This is a genomic window from Metabacillus niabensis, from assembly GCF_902829255.1.
Taxonomy (GTDB): Bacteria; Bacillota; Bacilli; order Bacillales; family Bacillaceae; genus Metabacillus; species Metabacillus niabensis.
In genome coordinates this window covers 1-19,230 of the sequence record NZ_CADEPK010000202.1, presented here as the reverse complement: position 1 = coordinate 19,230, position 19,230 = coordinate 1, and the positions used below count along the sequence as shown (strand labels likewise).

Sequence of the window (19,230 nt, the reverse complement as noted above, 5' to 3'; positions counted from 1 at the left end):
AAATGAAACTCCTTTGTTTGCTCATTAATTTTAATTGCCAAATGTCTTCACCTCATCAAAAAAAAATTATGTAACCCTTTACAGAATAGTTTAGCAAGAGGTTGGAAATAAAACAATACATTTTAAGTAAAATAAAGTAATCGATAAGTTTAGATGGTATAAAAAAAGGAGGTAGGACTTAAACCTACCCCCATTTTATTAAATGTCCAGAATGGGACAGCCCACCACCAAAACCATATAATAATAAATGCTGCCCTGCTTTCACTTTCCCTTCTTTAATTCCAATATCTAGAGCTAACGGAATAGAAGCAGCTGAGGTATTGCCAAAGTGAACAAGGCTTGTAAGAGTTTTATTGATTGATAGACAGCTTTTATCACAAATTGATTCAATCATTCTTAAATTTGCACTATGTGGGATAAACCAGTCGATATCTTGTAATGGAAGATGACTTTTTTCCATTAATGTCTTTATTCCTAAAGGAACTGTAGAAACGGCCCATTTATAAACCTCTCGTCCATTTTGAACAAGGAGCTTTTTATCCTCTAACTTTGTTGTAAACATTGTATCAGAAAGATTTGTACCGTATAGGCTTAATGCCTTTTCACCTTCAGACGCAACGTGTGATGCTAAAAAGCTTCCTTGCTCATCATACTCGACAAGTACTGCTCCTGCTCCATCCCCAAAAAGAATACATGTTGAACGATCAGTGAAGTCTGTAATTTTTGAAAGTGTTTCAGCTCCGATAACAAGGATTTTTTTATGAATACCAGAAGAAATTAGACCATTAGCCAAATGAAGCCCATATGTAAATCCTGCACAAGCTGCATTAAGGTCAATAGCTCCTGTTTTATTTAACCCCAATTTACCTTGGATATATGATGCTACACTAGGTGTAATATAATCTGGTGTTAAAGTGCAGACGATTATCATATCTACATCATAAATATCCTTGTTATAACGAGTAATTAAATCCTCAATAGCCTTTATACTAAGATCGCTTGTATATTCATTGTCAGCAACAATTCTTCTTTCCTTGATTCCTGTACGACGAGTAATCCATTCATCATTTGTTTCTACCATATTTTCAAGATCATGATTTGTTAAGATTTTCTCTGGTATATATGTGCCAATTGCAGTTATACGAGCTTTAGAAATCATCATTATCCACCTTCCTTCGTCTTTATAGCTAATAATAACATCTGTATATAATATCTGGTACTAATTTTTAATTAAAAAAAGGAATGAATTGATAAACAAAGAATTACTAATATGTGAGGTTACGGGAGAAGTCTAAAAAAAGAAAGACATTTATATTTAGTCTTTCTTTTCATTGCTTTCTTTTGCATTCACTTCAGCAAGCTTAGCAAGTAAAATATGCTGTGGCATATGCATAATTTGTTCTAATGGGACATTCAAAGATTTTGCTAATTTTTGTGCAGTTTCAGCAGATATTTGTAATGGTATCATAACAACCCTCCTACTCACTATTTTACACGAAATGAAGGTGCAAACAAGATGAGTTATATATTTGGTCATCGGGGAGCTGCAGGAAATTATCCAGAAAATACAATGTTATCGTTTATCGCTGCAAGAGAAGCTGGTGCTGATGGTATTGAGTTAGATGTTCAAATGACGAAAGATGGTGAATTAGTAGTAATCCATGATGAAACAGTTGATCGAACAACAAATGGAACTGGATTTGTTAACAATTTTACATACAAAGAATTGGCGAAATTGGATGCGAGCTACTCTTACACACAGTATCAAGGAAAAGCTTTTATTCCATCATTAGTAGAGGTTTTGGAATGGGCAGCAGAATCTGGTGTCTTATTAAATATTGAACTGAAAAATGGAGTAATTGATTACCTTGGAATAGAGGAAGAGACAATTGAGTTAATTTATAAATATAAACTTGAGAACAATGTATTTATATCCTCTTTTAATCATTATAGTCTAGTAGACTGCAAACAAATTTCGAATGAAATCGAAACCGCAATACTATATATGGAAGGGTTATATAAACCGTGGGAATATGCTGCAAGTATCGGTGCAACAGGGTTACATCCTCATTATATTGCAGCTAGAAAAGAAATTATTACACAGGCTCAAAGCAGTGGAATAGCTGTAAGACCTTTTACAGTAAATGAAAAACAGATAATGAAACAGCTTATTGAAAGTGGCTGCACAGCGTTTATTACTGACTATCCCGAACTTGCTGTGTCATTACGTGAGGAATAAGAAAAGAGAGTGGATCGCTCAAATGATCCACTTTCTATCTTAACATTTTTCCTCAAATTTTTATGGTATTTATTATTAGAACAACACTTATTTTCACTTCTACTTATTTCTTCGAAAACCTTTTTTGAACCTTATTACGCTTCCGATCTCGATAAAAGATAAAACCTGCTACAAAACTTAACCCACCTAGAAATAAAATCAGTCCAATTAAAAACTGTAACCATAAATATGGAATTGGATAATGGAGAAATCCAAATGTCATATCACGCATTAGCTTAATGCCATATACCGCAAGCGCAGCAGGAATGACCATAATTAGTAGTGCAATTATTCGTGACATATTCATAAAATTCCTTTCATTTACTCAAATTAATTGTCTGTTTCTCTTTCACGTTTGTCAAGAAAAATTCTATACGCTATGATAGAGGTGTGCAATTTTTTGCAAAGTCCTTAATAATGAATGTTTAATACATGTTAATAGATGAAAGTGTTTTAAGTGCGGTAGAAAATAAGGGGGAAAAATAAGGTGAAACGGGTCATAATTATTGGTGCAAATAATGACGGTAAAGAGCTATTAGAACTTTTATCGACGTTAAATGGTTTTGAAATTGTTGCAATAGTTGATAAAAATGAATATTCTGTCGGAACGAAGCTAGCTCGAAAGTTAAATATAGAAATTAGTACAGATTGGCGAACGTATAAAGATCATTATGTAGACTTTATTATTGATACAACTGGAAGTAAGGAAATTACTGAACAGTTAATGCTTGAGAAGAAGAGGAATGTAACAATTATCCCAAAAGAAACGGCGATGCTTATACGGGATGTATTAAATACGAGAAAGGCTATTTTTGGCAGTCTTGAAAAAAAGGAGCATTTTCAGCAACTAATTTTTGACTCCATTCATGATGGGATGATTGTTATTGATATAGAGGAAAAGATTATTCTTTTTAATAAAAAAGCAGAACTTATTACTGGAGTACTTCGAGAAGGAATTCTTGAAAAAAAGGTATCAGCAGTATTTCCATCAAGTAAGCTTGTTAAAATTCTTACTAGTCGGGAAGTTGAGGTAAATCAGGAGCAAGTATTAGATAACGGAAAAAAAATTATTTCTACAAGAATACCGTTAATTGATAAATCAGGTAATCTCTTAGGTGCTCTTGAGGTATTTAAAGAAATGAAGGATGTCGTTCAATTAGCGGGAGATGTAACGAATTTAAACTTTAATCATATGATTCTAAAAGCAATTATGGAATCTTCTGCTGAGGGGATTTCAGTAGTAGACGAAGAGGGAGAAGTTTATTTAATAAATAATGTCTTCAAGAAGCTTGCGAATCTTTCAAATGAAAATGTTATTCGAAAACCTTTAACAGATGAAATATTCGATGGGGAAAATGTTCATAAGAAGGTATTTCAAACTAGACGTCCAGTAAGAGACGTAAGAAAAATTGGACAAGATCAGAAAGAGGTTCTAGTTAATGTAACTCCTGTAATCGTTGATGGCAAATTAAAGGGGAGTGTAGGGGTATTTCGTGATTTATCATTGCAGCAGAACTGTGAAAATGAATTAAATCGTGCTAGACAAATTATTCGCAGTCTTGAAGCAAAGTACTCATTTGCTGACATTATTGGTGAAAGTGAAGAGATGAAATTAGCAATTGAACAAGCAAAATTTGCTGCAAAAACTCCCGTAACAATTCTTTTAAGAGGTGAGAAGGGGACAGAGAAAGATAGGTTTGCTTATGCGATACATAATGAAAGCGTGCGAAAGTATAACAAATTTATGCGGATAAACTGTGCAGCTTTTGATGAAAAATCACTGGAAAGGGAGCTCTTTGGTTATGAAGAGGATAGTCTAAATCGCTTAGAGACGACTGAAAATAAAGGAGTATTTGAGCTAGCTAATAATGGAACGGTCTTTTTAGATGAAGTTGGGGAATTATCAGTTGAGATGCAGTTGAAATTATTAAAATTTATGCAGAACAATACGATCGTTAAAGTTGGAGGCGATATACCAATACAAGTAAACGTTCGAATCATCGCGGCAACTAATTTAAATATTGAAAAGGCAATGGCTGAAGGGAATTTTCGTGAAGATTTATATTACAAATTAACCCGTTATCCAATTTCAATACCTTCATTAAGAGAGAGAAAAGAAGATTTACCTGCCTTATGTCATTGGTTTATTAAACTAATTAATCAAGAAAGTGGTCGAAGGATTCATTGTATATCAAATAAAGCAATGAAGCATTTAATGAGCTATAATTGGCCTGGTAATACCCGTGAACTCGAAAATATTCTTTCTAGAATCGTTTTATTTATGGAACCACAGGAAACAACAATATATGATAAACACCTTAATGTGATTCAAGGGCTTATAAATAGTAATCCCCCTAGAGAACATGAAAGTGTCGAAAACGAGAATGAAACCTTAGCTGAAGCAATTGAACGTGTCGAAGCGGAAGTAATAAAAAAGTCGTTAATATTACATGAGTATAATCGAACAAAAACAGCAAAAGCTTTAGGTATATCGTTAAGGAATTTATATTACAAAATGGAAAAGTATCAACTTGCAAATAATAGCATGGATTGATAATGAAATTTGCAAAAATGTGCAAATTCGTTATATGATAGTAAGAGAGCTAAGTTTAGGGAATCTAAAAAGTTTTTTTCTTCTTCGTTATTTATGATGAAATTTAGCTAGAAATAAGTATTTAAAAAACATCAAGTATCAGCTTGAATAAACGAAAACTTCTTAAATGGAAGGAACCGTGATTTCATGAATTTTGAAAAACTGCTGAATCATATAACAGAAATAAATGGGAGAGTTGTTGCTGTTGCTGCTGCGGATGATGAGGAAGTAATCGAAGCAGTGAAAGAAGCAGTTTTAAGAAAGCTAGCAATGTTTATCCTTTTCGGTAACAAGGAAAAAATCGATAAACTTTTGCGCTTAAAAGGAATTAAAAACGACAATATTCAAGTTATTCATACTCAAACAAAGGAAGAGGCTGCAGAGTTAGCAGTGAAGTCTGTTCATAATGATGAGGCAACTATTCTTATGAAAGGGATGGTGTCGTCAGCTACTTTGTTAAAAGCAGTATTGAATAAAGAATATGGATTAAGAACAAATCGGGTTTTATCACATGTTGCTATTTTTGAAATACCTGGTTTTTCGAAGAGCATGATCGTAACAGATGCTGCTATGAATATACATCCCAATTTAGAGAAAAAACAGCAAATTATTGAAAATGCTGTAGATATGGCAAAGTCAATAGGGGTAAATAATCCAAAAGTTGCTGTATTGGCGGCAATTGAAAATGTAAATCCGGCAATGGAAGTAACACTTGATGCTGCCTCACTAACACTTATGAACAAAAGGGGACAAATTAAAGATTGTATTATTGATGGTCCACTTGCCCTTGATAACGCAGTTTCAACTATTGCTGCAAAACAGAAAGGGATAGATAGTGAAGTTGCAGGAAATGCTGATATTTTACTAGTACCTACGATTGAGGCAGGAAACATACTCTATAAATCGTTAATTTATTTTGCTAAGGCAAAGGTAGGATCTGTTATTGCTGGAGCTAAAGCACCAATTGTTTTGACTAGTCGTTCAGATTCTGCAGAATGTAAGCTATATTCATTAGCATTAGCAATTTGTTCATCTAAATAATTTAGCAATTGTAATTAGGAGGAAGACATCTTGGAGATTTTCAACTATATGGAAAACTTTGATTATGAACAATTGGTATTTTGTCAGGATAAACAATCTGGATTAAAGGCAATAATTGCGATTCACGATACTACCTTAGGACCAGCATTAGGTGGTACTAGAATGTGGATGTATGAATCAGAGGAAGCTGCAATTGAGGATGCTTTACGATTAGCAAGAGGGATGACCTATAAAAATGCTGTTGCTGGTTTAAATTTAGGTGGAGGAAAGACAGTTATTATCGGTGACCCAAAAAAGGATAAGAACGAAGAAATGTTTCGCGCTTTTGGAAGATATATTCAAGGGTTGAATGGTCGTTACATTACTGCTGAGGATGTTGGGACAACTGTTGAAGACATGGATATTATTCATGAGGAAACAGATTACGTAACAGGGATTTCTCCAGCATTTGGTTCCTCAGGAAACCCATCTCCAGTAACAGCATACGGAGTTTATCGTGGAATGAAGGCGGCAGCAAAAGAAGCATTTGGAACAGATTCACTGACGAATAAAAAGGTCGCCATTCAAGGTGTAGGGAATGTTGCCTATCATCTTTGTAAATATTTGCATGAAGAAGGAGTAAAATTAATCGTCACAGATATTAATAAAGAGGCTATTCAACGTGCAGTTAATGATTTTCAAGCAGAAGCTGTAGAACCGAATGAAATTTATTCTGTAGATAGTGATATTTTTGCTCCATGTGCACTAGGAGCAGTTTTAAATGATGTGACGATACCGCAATTAAAAGCTTCGGTCATCGCTGGAGCAGCAAATAATCAATTAAAAGAACCTAGACATGGAGAAATCCTCCATCAAAAAGGAATTATTTATGCTCCAGATTATGTAATAAATGCTGGCGGAGTTATTAATGTTGCTGATGAGCTTTACGGATACAATAGGGAGCGTGCTTTAAAAAAAGTTGAAAATATCTACAATAATATTGAATCAGTTATTGAAATTTCAAAGCGTGATCAGATTCCAACCTCTTTGGCAGCAGACAGACTTGCTGAAGAACGAATTGCAAAAATGAAAAATTCGCGAAGTCAGTTTTTATTAGAGGGAAAACATATATTAAATCGAAAATAAACAAGATATCGTGTGCTTTGACTTAATGAACCCCCGTAATTACTTCATAGGAAGTTTGGGGGGGCAGACTCACTCTTAGGTATATACATAAAAGATAGAAATATAGAGTGATTTGTCATGAAAAGCATAGGCGGAGGTTTAATGTAATTGATTAATGAATATCGAGTTCTCGTACTTAATCCTGGTTCTACCTCAACTAAGATAGGTGTTTTTGATAATGAACGGGCTGTATTTGAGAGAAATATCCGTCATGATAGAGAAAAATTAAAAATATTCCCGAATATTATTGACCAATATGAATTTCGGAAACAGACTATTTTAGAAATCTTAGATGAGGAAAGTATTAATATTTCTAAGATTGATGCCGTTTGTGGTCGGGGAGGTCTTCTTCGGCCAATTGAAGGAGGAACGTACATCGTAAATGAGTTAATGCTTGAGGATTTAAAAAATGGCTTTGCCGGACAACATGCATCTAACTTAGGCGGTATTATTGCTTTTGAGATTGCATCAGGCTTAAATATTCCTGCATACATAGTTGATCCAGTTGTCGTTGATGAGATGGAGGAAATTGCTAAAATTTCTGGACTTCCTGCAATAAAAAGAAGAAGTATTTTTCATGCATTAAATCAAAAGGCTGTTGCAAGGCGTGTTGCATCTGATTTTAACAAGAAATATGAAGACATGAATATCATTGTAACCCATATGGGTGGTGGGATAACGATTGGGGCTCATCGAAAGGGAAGAGTTATTGATGTAAATAATGGATTACATGGTGATGGCCCTTTTAGTCCTGAGCGTGCGGGATCGCTTCCAACAGGAGACCTCGTCTCAATGTGTTATTCAGGTGAATATTTGCGAGATGAAATGATGAAAAAGCTAATTGGACAAGGTGGTTTAGTAGGATATTTGGGGACTAATGATGCCATAAAGGTTGAGGAAATGGTCGAGGAAGGAAATCAAAAGGCAATACTCATCTATTCAGCGATGGCTTATCAAATTGCAAAGGAGATTGGTGCAGCTAGTGCTGTATTAAAAGGGAATGTTGATGCAATTGTTTTAACTGGTAGCCTCGCATATGGGAAAAAAATTGTACGTGATATTGCTACATATGTTGATTGGATTGCGGATGTGTTAGTTTATCCAGGCGAAAATGAGCTTCAAGCTCTTGCAGAAGGAGCGCTCCGTGTTTTGAGAAATGAGGAAGAGGCAAAAAATTATCCATCTTAACAAGTGAATGGCAACCCTGAGTTTTTGTGATGGCATACAAATCAAAAGCAAAGTAAGGATATTTTTTGCGAATAACTTTATAGAATACAAATAAATGCTTAAAGGAGGCACCCTATTTGGCAACAGAGTATGATTTAGTCATTTTAGGTGGAGGAACAGGTGGTTATGTTGCTGCAATTCGTGCATCACAGCTTGGCCTAAAAACAGCAATAGTTGAAAAGAATAAGCTTGGAGGAACTTGCTTACATAAAGGGTGCATACCAAGTAAAGCACTTTTAAGAAGTGCTGAGGTATATGCAACAACAAAAAACAGTAGTGAATTCGGGATAGAGTCATCAAACGTAAAATTAAACTTTCATAATGTGCAAGAGCGAAAAAGAAAGATAATCAATCAACTTCATACAGGTGTAGAGCAATTAATAAAAAAGGGGAAAATTGATGTCTATGAAGGGATTGGTCGAATACTTGGACCATCTATCTTTTCACCTATGCCTGGTACGATTTCAGTAGAAATGAATAATGGACTTGAAAATGAAATGCTACTTCCACGTAATGTTATTATTGCTACAGGATCTCGCCCACGTCTTTTACCAGGACTCGAAAATGAGAGCGAATTTGTTTTAACTTCTGAAGAAGCATTAGAGCTAACAGCATTGCCAAAATCTATCATTATTATCGGTGGCGGTGTAATCGGTATCGAGTGGGCATCAATGCTATCGGACTTTGATGTACAAGTTACGGTTATAGAGTACGATGAGCGAATTTTACCAACTGAAGATAGAGACATTTCAAGAGAAATGGAAAGGTTGTTAAAAAAGAAAGGAATTACCGTAATAACAAGTGCAAAGGTGCTGTCTGAATCGATTGAAAAGGATGCGAATAATACCGTTACAATAAAGGCAGTATGTAATGGATCAGAAAAGGCCTTTTCTGCAGAAAAAATCCTAGTGTCTGTTGGCAGACAAGCGAATACGGAAGGTATAGGTTTAGAAAACACGGAAATAAAGATAGAAAACGGGTTTATCCAAACTAATGAATTTTATCAGACAAAAGAATCTCATATATATGCTATCGGAGATGTTATTGGCGGTTTACAGCTAGCACATGTTGCATCACGTGAAGGAATTGTCGCTGTTGAACATATTGCAAATGAGAAGACATATCCGGTCGATGACAAGCTTGTACCTAAATGTATCTACAGTTCACCTGAAATTGCTAGTGTAGGATATACCGAGGAAGAAGCAAAAAAATCTGGATTTAAAACTAAGGTTGCTAAGTTTCCGTTTAAAGCAATTGGAAAAGCCCTTATTTTCGGTAACTCAGAAGGGGTTGTTAAACTAGTTGTAGATGAAGAAACCGAGGATTTGTTAGGTGTACATATGATTGGACCACATGTTACAGATTTAATTTCTGAAGGAGCACTTGCACGTGTCCTTGATGCGACGCCATGGGAAATCTCCCAAACGATTCATCCTCATCCATCTTTATCTGAAATTTTTGGAGAAGTTGCACTCGGGGTGAATGGGAAAGCCCTTCATTTTTAGTTAGTTAACTTAAATTGTTTTAAATTTAATGGGATAAATAGATTGTTCATTAAGATAGTTTGAAAATTAGGAGGTTACTATTATGGTTGAAAATCGTCATCAATCGCTAGGTCTTTCAGATGAAGATGTGTTAAATATGTATGAAGTTATGGTTTTGTCTAGAAAGATTGATGAGCGTATGTGGTTGTTAAATCGTGCTGGAAAGATTCCATTTGTTGTTTCATGTCAGGGACAAGAGGCGGCCCAAGTAGGAGCAGCTTTTGCGTTAGATAGGGAAAAAGACTATGTGCTTCCTTACTATCGGGATATTGGAGTGGTTTTAGCATTTGGTATGACAGCAAGGGATTTAATGCTATCAAGTTATGCAAAGGCTGAGGATCCAAATTCAGGCGGCAGACAAATGCCTGGTCATTTCGGACAAAAGAAAAATCGGATTGTAACCGGCTCGTCACCAGTTACGACACAAGTGCCACATGCAGTTGGAATTGCATTAGCAGGTAAAATGAACAAGGAAAATATTGTTTCGTTTGTAACGTTTGGAGAAGGATCATCAAATCAAGGTGATTTTCATGAAGGTGCCAACTTTGCGGCAGTACATAAATTACCTGTTATTTTAATGTGTGAAAATAATAAATATGCAATATCGGTCCCATATAATAAACAAGTTGCCTGTGTAAATATATCTGATCGAGCAATTGGTTATGGAATGCCAGGAATAACAGTAAATGGGAATGATCCACTAGAAGTATATGCTGCTGTAAAAGAAGCTGCAGATAGAGGGAGACGTGGTGATGGCCCTACTTTAATTGAAACAGTAACATATCGTTTAACTGCTCATTCTAGTGATGATGATGATCGTGTTTACCGCGAAGCTGAAGAGTTAGAAGAAGCAAAACAAAATGACCCAATTAATAGTTTTTCAACATACTTAAAGGAAACAGGTGTATTAACAGAGGAAATAGAAGAAACAATTGTTCAAAAAGTAAGCAAAATTATCGATGATGCGACAGAATATGCTGAAGCTGCTCCATATCCGGAACCAGAACAGACATTGAAGTTTGTATATGCAGAAGAGTAAGGGGGAATAAAAATGGCGATCATTTCATATTTAAATGCCATTACTTTAGCAATGCGTGAAGAAATGGAACGTGATGAAAAAGTATTTATATTAGGGGAAGATGTTGGGAAAAAGGGCGGTGTATTTAAAGCGACGGAAGGGTTATATGATAAGTTTGGTGAAGAACGAGTGATGGATACACCATTAGCAGAATCTGCAATAGCGGGAGTAGGGATTGGAGCTGCAATGTATGGTATGAGACCAATTGCAGAAATGCAATTTGCTGATTTTATTATGCCCGCAGTTAATCAAATTATTTCAGAAGCAGCAAAAATCCGTTACAGATCTAATAATGACTGGAATTGCCCAATAACAATTCGGGCCCCTTATGGTGGAGGTGTACATGGTGCACTTTATCATTCACAATCTGTTGAAGCGATTTTTGCAAATCAACCAGGTCTAAAAATTGTCATCCCCTCAACACCATATGATGCAAAAGGACTGTTAAAAGCGGCAATACGCGACGACGATCCAGTACTGTTTTTTGAGCATAAACGTGCATACCGTTTATTAAAAGGTGAAGTCCCTGAAGATGATTATGTTTTACCTATTGGAAAAGCAGATGTGAAGCTTGAAGGTGAAGATATAACAGTTATTACTTATGGATTATCTGTTCATTTTGCTCTTCAAGCCGCTGAAAGATTGGCTAATGACGGGATTTCAGCACATATATTAGATTTAAGAACAATTTATCCTTTAGATAAACAAGCAATAATCGACGCTGCTTCAAAGACAGGTAAGGTATTGTTAATTACTGAGGATAATAAGGAAGGTAGTATTATCGGTGAAGTAGCAGCAATTATTGCTGAAAATTGCTTGTTTGATTTAGATGCTCCGATTATGAGATTAGCTGGACCAGATGTCCCAGCAATGCCATTTTCACCATCAATGGAAAAATATTTTTTAATTAATCCGGATAAAGTGGAAGAAGCAATGCGTAAGCTTGCTGAATTTTAATGGACTTAGCGAGTTAAACATATAATGTAAAAAACACTAGACATCGATTAGTGACATTACTTTTTCCATGTATATGGATAGCTTGTTAATCTAGGAGGTTACATAGTGGCGATAGAACAAATTAAAATGCCCCAATTAGGTGAAAGTGTTACAGAAGGAACTATCAGCAATTGGCTTGTATCGATAGGTGATAAAGTGAATAAGTATGAACCACTTGCAGAAGTTACAACAGATAAAGTAAATGCTGAAATTCCATCATCTTTTTCAGGGATTATTAAAGAACTTATAGCAGAAGAAGGGCAAACATTAGCTGTAGGTGAAATTATTTGTACGATTGAAGTAGAGGAAGACGAACCCAAAAAGGTAGAAGTCGATAAATTAGCTGCAAATAAAAGTATTTCTTCAAACAGTGAGCCTTCTTCTCACGATAAGGATGACTCAAATAAAAAAAGGTATTCTCCAGCGGTTTTAAGAATAGCTCAGGAACATGAGATTAATTTAGATTTAGTGAATGGAACAGGTGCTGGTGGTCGAATTACGAGAAAAGATCTTATGAATTTTATTGAAAGTGGTGCAATTGAGGAGCAACAAAATCGTAAACCGGTTATTGAGCAGCCGAGCAATCAAGCGATTGAGTTACCTAAAACGCAAACACCTCGCATACATCAAGGAGATATCGAAATACCGGTTACAGCGGTTCGTAAGACGATAGCAGCAAATATGGTACGTAGCAAGCATGAAGCGCCTCATGCTTGGATGATGATTGAGGTAGATGTAACAAATCTAGTAGAGTATCGTAATAAGGTTAAGAATGAGTTTAAGAAAAAAGAAGGCTATAACCTAACATTTTTCCCATTTTTCCTTAAAGCTGTCGCAAAAGCATTAAAGGAATTCCCGCAAATTAATTCAATGTGGGCAGGGGACAAAATTATACAACGAAATGAAATTAATATCTCAATTGCGGTAGCAACAGATGATTCGTTATTTGTTCCGGTAATTAAGGCAGTTGACGAAAAGACAATTAAAGGAATTGCTCGAGACATTACAGAACTTGCTGCAAAGGTCCGTAGTGGGAAAATTAGTATAGAGGATATGCAGGGAGGAACCTTTACAGTAAATAACACAGGTTCATTTGGTTCTGTTCAATCAATGGGGATTATTAACCATCCTCAAGCAGCGATTTTACAGGTTGAAACAATTGTAAAAAGACCTGTTATTATCAATGGGATGATCGCCATCCGTGATATGGTTAATCTTTGTTTATCTCTCGACCATCGGGTTTTAGACGGAGTCATTTGTGGACGATTCTTAGCACGGGTAAAAGAAATATTAGAATCGACTTCAGATGAAAATACTTCCATCTATTAATAATGATAGTCCAATGATATAGAGTCTGATTCATAACGATCAAAGCATTTTATAGATCGGTTATGAGTTAGACTCTTTTTATTTTAAGTTTGCTTTTAGCATCATTATTTTAGACAAACCAATAAAACATACATTTGCTTCTTTCTCCTGCATAAAATCTATGATAAGAATAGATTCCTGCCATAAGGGGGTGAACTTCCAAAATGGAAGTGAAGCACAATCATTCAGAGGAAAAAGGGAAAAGGAAACTGTGGGAAGAAGAGGCAATAAAGGCATTGAAAGATAGACCTTTTGAAGCTCTTTATTCATCAACCTATGAAGGGATTAAGATTGAACCAATCTATACAACTATACAAAATGTCCAATATTGGACAGAAAACAGTTACTATCGGGCAAATAATTGTTGGAAATGTAGTCAGGAAATTAAAGGTGAAACTAGTGAAGAGATAAGTAAACAGGTCAGATATGCAATTGAGAGGGGACAGAACTCCTTTTATTTTAAAAATCTTCAAATTCATGATATGAAGGGTGTAGAAAAAGCTTTCGGCCAAATTGATATCAGTAAAAGCTCATTTTTAATTGATGTTGGTTCAAAACAGGAATTAATGCCACTATTGTTTCAATATTTTAACGGAAAGAAACATGATAAAGAACCAATTGGAACAATTGCGTTTGACCCATTTGAAGAGGTTCTGTTAAAGGAAGAAATTTCCATTCCACTATCCGATAAATATGATTATTTAGCCGAAGCAATGAACTGGTGTGAAGAGAATCATTGTCAGATTCGCTGCTTATTAATTAAGGGCAATAATTTCCATGAAGCAGGTGCAACTTCATTGCAGGAATTAGTTTTTACTTTTTCACAAGCACTGGATATTATAAATGAGCTTTTGAATCGTGGAGTGTCATTAACAACAATCGCCAAAAATACAGTAATATCCTTTGCAATTGGTTCTCAATTTTTTATGGAAATAGCAAAGTTCCGAGCTGCAAAGCATATTTGGGGGTCACTATTATCTGCAATTGGAGATAGAAACGGAGATGATCCTCTTTATCTTCATGCAATTACATCTAACTTTAATAAAGCTGCTTTTGACATTCATATGAATCTTCTCCGAACTACGACTGAAGGCTTTTCCGCAGTTGCTGCAGGCGTAGATGAATTAACGATTACCCCATTTGATTATGTTTCACAAAAGCAAGACGATCTTGCAGGAAGAATTGCGAGAAATATCCATTTTATTTTTCAAGAAGAGAATCATTTATCTAAAGTAGTAGACCCAGCTAGTGGTTCATACTACATTGAATCATTAACAAATGAATTAGCTAATCATGCTTGGGAGGAAATAAAAAAAATAGATAAAAATGGTGGGTTTTACACTGCACTTGAAAAGGGCATACCACAAAATGAGCTAAAAAGGACATTTGCAAAGAGACAAATTGATATAAATCAACAGAAAACAACAATAATAGGTGTAAATAAATTTATTGAGCTCGCTCCAATACAAAAAAAAGAAGAACGAGAAAAGAGAAAAGTGAAAAAAATAAATAAAATCATGAGTAAGCAGGTTACTACTTTTCGAGAAGTAATTCAATTTGTAGAAGAAAAAAATGTTGTCCCAAAACTTCTTCCAAAGATTCAAGCAAATCAAATACAAATATTACAGCATACTCGTTTAATTGAACACTTTGAGAGGCTAAGATTTGCTGCAGAAGACCATTTTCAAAGATTTGGACACTATCCAAAGGTGGATGTTATGCAATTTGGAGAGTTAAGAGATTATAAGTCTCGATTTGAATTTGTTGTAAATTTACTCGCTTCTGGTGGGATTGAAGCAAATGTAATCCGCGATTTTGAAAGGGAGTATTTGGTTAATATTGTCATATTATGTGGTTCTGATAAAGAATATCAAAAGATGAATGAAAATTTTGTTGCGAAACTTTTAAAGTGTAAAACAAAGGAAATTTATTATGTAGGAACAAACAAGGTTGCAGGAGAATTAAAGGGCTTACAACGATTTCATATGCTTTCAGAATCTACTGATTCTTATATATTTCTTAAAAGATTGCATCAATTATTGGGGGTAACTCTAAATGAAGCGACGTGATCTAGCAAATGCTAAGCTAATTAAAATGGTCCCTATAGGAAAAACAAAGTCAATCTTTCAAACAAATAAACAGATACCGATTGATAATCATTATACAAATGAGAATCTTAAAACGGCTGAGCACATAGGTACGTATCCTGGAATAACCCCTTTTTTACGAGGACCATATGCAACGATGTACATTAATAGGCCATGGACAATCAGGCAATATGCTGGGTTTTCTACAGCAGAAGAAAGCAATGAATTTTACAAAAAAAATCTTGCCAATGGTCAAAAAGGACTGTCAGTCGCTTTTGATTTACCGACACATCGTGGCTATGATTCCGATCACCCTCGCGTATTTAGCGATGTAGGGAAAGCTGGAGTAGCAATCGATTCTATTATGGATATGAAGCAATTATTCGAAGGAATTCCATTAGACGAAATGTCAGTTTCTATGACAATGAATGGAGCAGTTTTACCAATTATGGCGTTTTATATTGTAACAGCTGAGGAGCAAGGAGTGGCTAAGCATAAATTAACAGGGACTATCCAAAATGATATTTTAAAAGAATATATGGTACGTAATACGTATATTTACCCACCAGAAACTTCAATGAGAATTATTCGAGATATTATCGGATATACGGCAAAACATATGCCGAAATTTAATAGCATTAGCATCTCAGGCTATCATATGCAGGAGGCAGGTGCACCGGCAGATTTAGAGTTAGCCTATACACTGGCAAATGGGATTGAGTATATAAGAACTGGATTAAGGGCTGGGCTCCATATTGATCAATTTGCTCCTAGATTATCATTTTTCTGGGCAATTGGAATGAACTATTTCATGGAAGTTGCAAAACTAAGAGCTGGAAGATACTTATGGTCTAAGTTGGTTAAGCAATTTCATCCTGAAAACGAGAAATCTCTCATGTTGCGTGCTCATAGTCAAACATCAGGCTGGAGTTTAACTGAGCAGGATCCATTTAATAATATTGTAAGAACATGTATGGAGGCACATGCAGCAGTTATGGGACATACGCAGTCACTTCACACGAATGCACTGGATGAGGCTATTGCTTTACCTACTGAATTTTCCGCCAGAATCGCGCGTAATACCCAATTGTATTTACAAGAGGAAACTGGCATAACTAGTGTTATTGACCCTTGGGGTGGTTCTTATTATGTAGAGTCATTAACAAAATCATTAATTGAACGGGCAAACTCTCATATTAGTGAAATTGAATCACTTGGTGGTATGACAAAGGCGATTGAAATGGGGCTTCCTAAAATGAGGATTGAGGAAGCAGCCGCAAGAAGACAAGCTAAAATTGATTCCGGAAAAGAATTGATTATCGGTGTTAATAAATTTAGGTTACGCAATGAAGAATCCCTCAATATCCTAACAATTGATCAACAAGAAGTTAGAAATAAACAAATCGAAAAGCTAAATCATTTAAAAAAGAGTCGTAATTCAAAACTTGTTGAAGAGTCGTTAAATGCAATTACGAAAGCAGCAGCATCTGAGAATGGAAATCTTCTTGAATTAGCAATTGAAGCAGCTCGAAATCGGGCAACATTAGGTGAAATATCATTAGCAATTGAAAAGGTTAGTAAACGTCATCGAGCTGTTATTCGTTCAATAAGTGGTATCTATCAAAGTGAATATGATAATGAAGAAGACATAAGAAAAGTTAGGGATAAAATCGATTTATTTTATGAACTAGAAGGTAGAAGGCCAAGAATATTAATAGCCAAAATGGGTCAGGATGGTCATGATCGTGGTGCGAAGGTCGTTGCAACAGCATATGCAGATTTAGGCTTTGATGTAGATATCGGTCCCCTTTTTCAAACACCCGAAGAGACTGCACGACAAGCAGTTGAAAATGATGTTCATATAATCGGGATGAGTTCGTTAGCTGCGGGACATAAGACATTATTGCAACAGCTAATAAGCGAATTAAGAAAACAAGGGCGAGATGACATTATTGTAATTGTTGGTGGAGTGATACCTTATAAAGATTATAAAGAATTACTTGAAATGGGAGCCGCTGAAATTTTTGGGCCAGGAACGATTTTACCTATAGCAGCATTGAAAATTATCGATCGATTATTTGAAATGTTTGGTTATGAGGGTTAAGCATGGAGGATTATAGATTAAAAAATCGTGATTTAGAGGTTGAGGATTTTATTGAAGGCATTTTAAACGGCAATCGCGTTATGTTAGCAAAAGCAATTACACTAGTAGAAAGCAATAATAGTAAACATTTTCTAAAAGCGCAAAAAATTATCGAAATATTGCTGTCACAAAAAAAGGAATCTATTCGGATCGGGATTACCGGGATACCAGGAGTAGGAAAAAGTACATTTATTGATACATTTGGTTGTTTTTTATGCAATATGGGATATCGTGTTGCCGTACTTGCAATTGACCCAAGCAGCCAAGTTTCCAAAGGAAGCATAATGGGTGACAAAACACGAATGGAACGACTAGCAAAACATCCAAATTCTTTTATTAGACCATCTCCATCTGGAGGGAATTTAGGCGGAGTAAATCGAAAAACGAGAGAAACAATTATTTTATGTGAAGCGGCTGGCTATGATGTCATTTTAGTAGAAACGATGGGAGTTGGGCAAGCGGAGTATGTTGTAAGAGAAATGGTTGATTTCTTCTTACTTCTAGTTATAACTGGCGCCGGAGATGATCTTCAGAGAATAAAAAGAGGCATTATGGAATTACCAGATTTAATTGTTGTTCATAAGGCAGATGGAGAAAATTTGGAAAAGGCAATCATGACAATGCATGAGTACAATCAGATGCTTCGTTATATTACTCCATATACGTTAGGATGGACTCCACAGGCTGTAAATGCTTCTTCAATAAATGAAGCAGGTATTGATGAAATATGGACCATAATTAATAAATTTGAAAGATATACAAAAGAATCGAATATTTTTGATAAAAGACGTGATGAACAAAAATGGAATTGGCTTCATGATTTAATAAAACAAGAACTTTCTGACCGTTTCTACCAGCATCCACAAGTTAAACAACAGCTCGAAATTTACGAAGAAAATATTATAAAGGGGAAGAAAAGTGTTTCTGCAAGTGCTCTTGAATTAATTAATCTTTTTTTATTTGATGCCAAATAAAGTATGATTTTATTTATAGTAAATTGAGAAAAGGAGTTTCTATTTGCTCAATCCGGTATAAGCTTGGTAAAATAAACATCATCATATAAAAGGAGATGTTCAACGTGAGTATGGATTTTAACATATTTATGAATGACGTTGTGCAGCAAGCTCGTAAGGAAATTGTTGCAGCAGGATATACTGAATTAAAAACGGCTGAAGAGGTAGATGAAGCACTTAATAAAAAAGGTACAACACTCGTGATGGTAAATAGTGTTTGTGGTTGTGCAGGAGGAATTGCTCGTCCAGCTGCAGCACATGCTATTCATTACGATAAGCGTCCAGATCAGCTTGTGACTGTATTTGCAGGTCAAGATAAAGAAGCTACAGCCCGCGCAAGAGAAATGTTTACTGGCTATCCACCTTCTTCACCATCTTTCGCATTATTAAAGGATGGTAAGTTAGTAAAAATGGTAGAACGTCATGAAATTGAAGGACATGATCCAATGTCAGTTGTTGCTAATCTACAATCTGCTTTTGAAGAGTATTGTGAAGAAGTATAAATTTAATAGGAAATAGGGGAAAGAGGCTAAGCCAAAATTATTTGGTGCCTCTTTTTTTTGTAAGAAAATCCAACAATAATATTGAAGTTTTATATAATGTCATGTATGATTTGGTTCAATTATAGTGCTAATTGATACATATAAACATCACCTTTTTCGTAAAATAAATTAAGGAAGCGAGTATATATATTAGAT

At 35.3% G+C, this 19,230-nt stretch carries 16 protein-coding genes; 13 read left to right on the top strand and 3 right to left on the bottom strand.

Annotated features, from left to right (window positions below):
- Nucleotides 1-184: 184 nt before the first annotated feature.
- Together HU235_RS13510 and HU235_RS13505 are read right to left on the bottom strand one after the other, a co-directional pair.
- A complete protein-coding gene (locus HU235_RS13510) occupies nucleotides 185-1,162 on the bottom strand; it encodes a ketoacyl-ACP synthase III (protein ID WP_145582593.1) in 978 nt (325 codons plus the stop codon).
- A 153-nt stretch (nucleotides 1,163-1,315) separates the two neighbouring features.
- Nucleotides 1,316-1,468 (bottom strand): YycC family protein, encoded by a 153-nt coding sequence (locus tag HU235_RS13505; RefSeq protein ID WP_174880536.1) that lies wholly within the window; start codon nucleotides 1,466-1,468, stop codon nucleotides 1,316-1,318.
- Nucleotides 1,469-1,516: 48 nt separating this feature from the next.
- Between HU235_RS13505 and HU235_RS13500 the strand changes: the two genes are divergently transcribed.
- The gene (locus tag HU235_RS13500) at nucleotides 1,517-2,239 is read left to right on the top strand and encodes a glycerophosphodiester phosphodiesterase (protein ID WP_174880535.1); all 723 of its coding nucleotides are present in this window, start codon (nucleotides 1,517-1,519) and stop codon (nucleotides 2,237-2,239) included.
- A 103-nt stretch (nucleotides 2,240-2,342) separates the two neighbouring features.
- On the opposite strand, the gene HU235_RS13495 is transcribed toward HU235_RS13500, so the two are convergent.
- Nucleotides 2,343-2,579: a DUF2627 domain-containing protein gene (locus tag HU235_RS13495; RefSeq protein WP_095299897.1), complete on the bottom strand. Its 237-nt coding sequence runs from the start codon at nucleotides 2,577-2,579 to the stop codon at nucleotides 2,343-2,345.
- A 186-nt stretch (nucleotides 2,580-2,765) separates the two neighbouring features.
- On the opposite strand from HU235_RS13495, the gene HU235_RS13490 reads away from it, so the two are divergent.
- From HU235_RS13490 to HU235_RS13435, 12 genes are all read left to right on the top strand, one after another.
- Complete coding sequence (locus tag HU235_RS13490) at nucleotides 2,766-4,832, top strand: sigma 54-interacting transcriptional regulator (RefSeq protein WP_174880534.1); 2,067 nt, start codon at nucleotides 2,766-2,768, stop codon at nucleotides 4,830-4,832.
- 186 nt (nucleotides 4,833-5,018) lie between these two features.
- On the top strand, nucleotides 5,019-5,912 hold the full coding sequence (yqiS, locus tag HU235_RS13485) for a phosphate butyryltransferase (protein ID WP_174880533.1): 894 nt from the start codon (nucleotides 5,019-5,021) through the stop codon (nucleotides 5,910-5,912).
- Between the two features lie 30 nt (nucleotides 5,913-5,942).
- Complete coding sequence (gene bcd / locus HU235_RS13480; protein WP_174880532.1) at nucleotides 5,943-7,037, top strand: branched-chain amino acid dehydrogenase; 1,095 nt, start codon at nucleotides 5,943-5,945, stop codon at nucleotides 7,035-7,037.
- Nucleotides 7,038-7,184: 147 nt separating this feature from the next.
- Nucleotides 7,185-8,264 carry a butyrate kinase gene (gene buk, locus HU235_RS13475; protein WP_174880531.1) on the top strand — a complete coding sequence of 360 codons (1,080 nt, stop codon included), beginning with the start codon at nucleotides 7,185-7,187 and terminating at the stop codon, nucleotides 8,262-8,264.
- A gap of 116 nt (nucleotides 8,265-8,380) precedes the next feature.
- Nucleotides 8,381-9,808: a dihydrolipoyl dehydrogenase gene (gene lpdA / locus HU235_RS13470; RefSeq protein ID WP_174880530.1), complete on the top strand. Its 1,428-nt coding sequence runs from the start codon at nucleotides 8,381-8,383 to the stop codon at nucleotides 9,806-9,808.
- An 82-nt stretch (nucleotides 9,809-9,890) separates the two neighbouring features.
- The gene (locus tag HU235_RS13465) at nucleotides 9,891-10,886 is read left to right on the top strand and encodes a thiamine pyrophosphate-dependent dehydrogenase E1 component subunit alpha (protein ID WP_095299903.1); all 996 of its coding nucleotides are present in this window, start codon (nucleotides 9,891-9,893) and stop codon (nucleotides 10,884-10,886) included.
- A gap of 12 nt (nucleotides 10,887-10,898) precedes the next feature.
- On the top strand, nucleotides 10,899-11,882 hold the full coding sequence (locus HU235_RS13460; protein WP_095299904.1) for an alpha-ketoacid dehydrogenase subunit beta: 984 nt from the start codon (nucleotides 10,899-10,901) through the stop codon (nucleotides 11,880-11,882).
- A gap of 105 nt (nucleotides 11,883-11,987) precedes the next feature.
- Entirely contained in the window at nucleotides 11,988-13,250 is a 1,263-nt protein-coding gene (locus HU235_RS13455) for a dihydrolipoamide acetyltransferase family protein (RefSeq protein ID WP_095299905.1), read from the top strand.
- Nucleotides 13,251-13,453: 203 nt separating this feature from the next.
- Nucleotides 13,454-15,358 (top strand): methylmalonyl-CoA mutase family protein, encoded by a 1,905-nt coding sequence (locus HU235_RS13450; RefSeq protein ID WP_174880529.1) that lies wholly within the window; start codon nucleotides 13,454-13,456, stop codon nucleotides 15,356-15,358.
- A gap of 25 nt (nucleotides 15,359-15,383) precedes the next feature.
- On the top strand, nucleotides 15,384-17,480 hold the full coding sequence (scpA, locus tag HU235_RS13445; protein ID WP_233452225.1) for a methylmalonyl-CoA mutase: 2,097 nt from the start codon (nucleotides 15,384-15,386) through the stop codon (nucleotides 17,478-17,480).
- 2 nt (nucleotides 17,481-17,482) lie between these two features.
- Complete coding sequence (gene meaB, locus HU235_RS13440) at nucleotides 17,483-18,493, top strand: methylmalonyl Co-A mutase-associated GTPase MeaB (RefSeq protein WP_174880527.1); 1,011 nt, start codon at nucleotides 17,483-17,485, stop codon at nucleotides 18,491-18,493.
- A 104-nt stretch (nucleotides 18,494-18,597) separates the two neighbouring features.
- Entirely contained in the window at nucleotides 18,598-19,035 is a 438-nt protein-coding gene (locus tag HU235_RS13435; RefSeq protein WP_095299909.1) for a BrxA/BrxB family bacilliredoxin, read from the top strand.
- Nucleotides 19,036-19,230 lie beyond the last annotated feature (195 nt).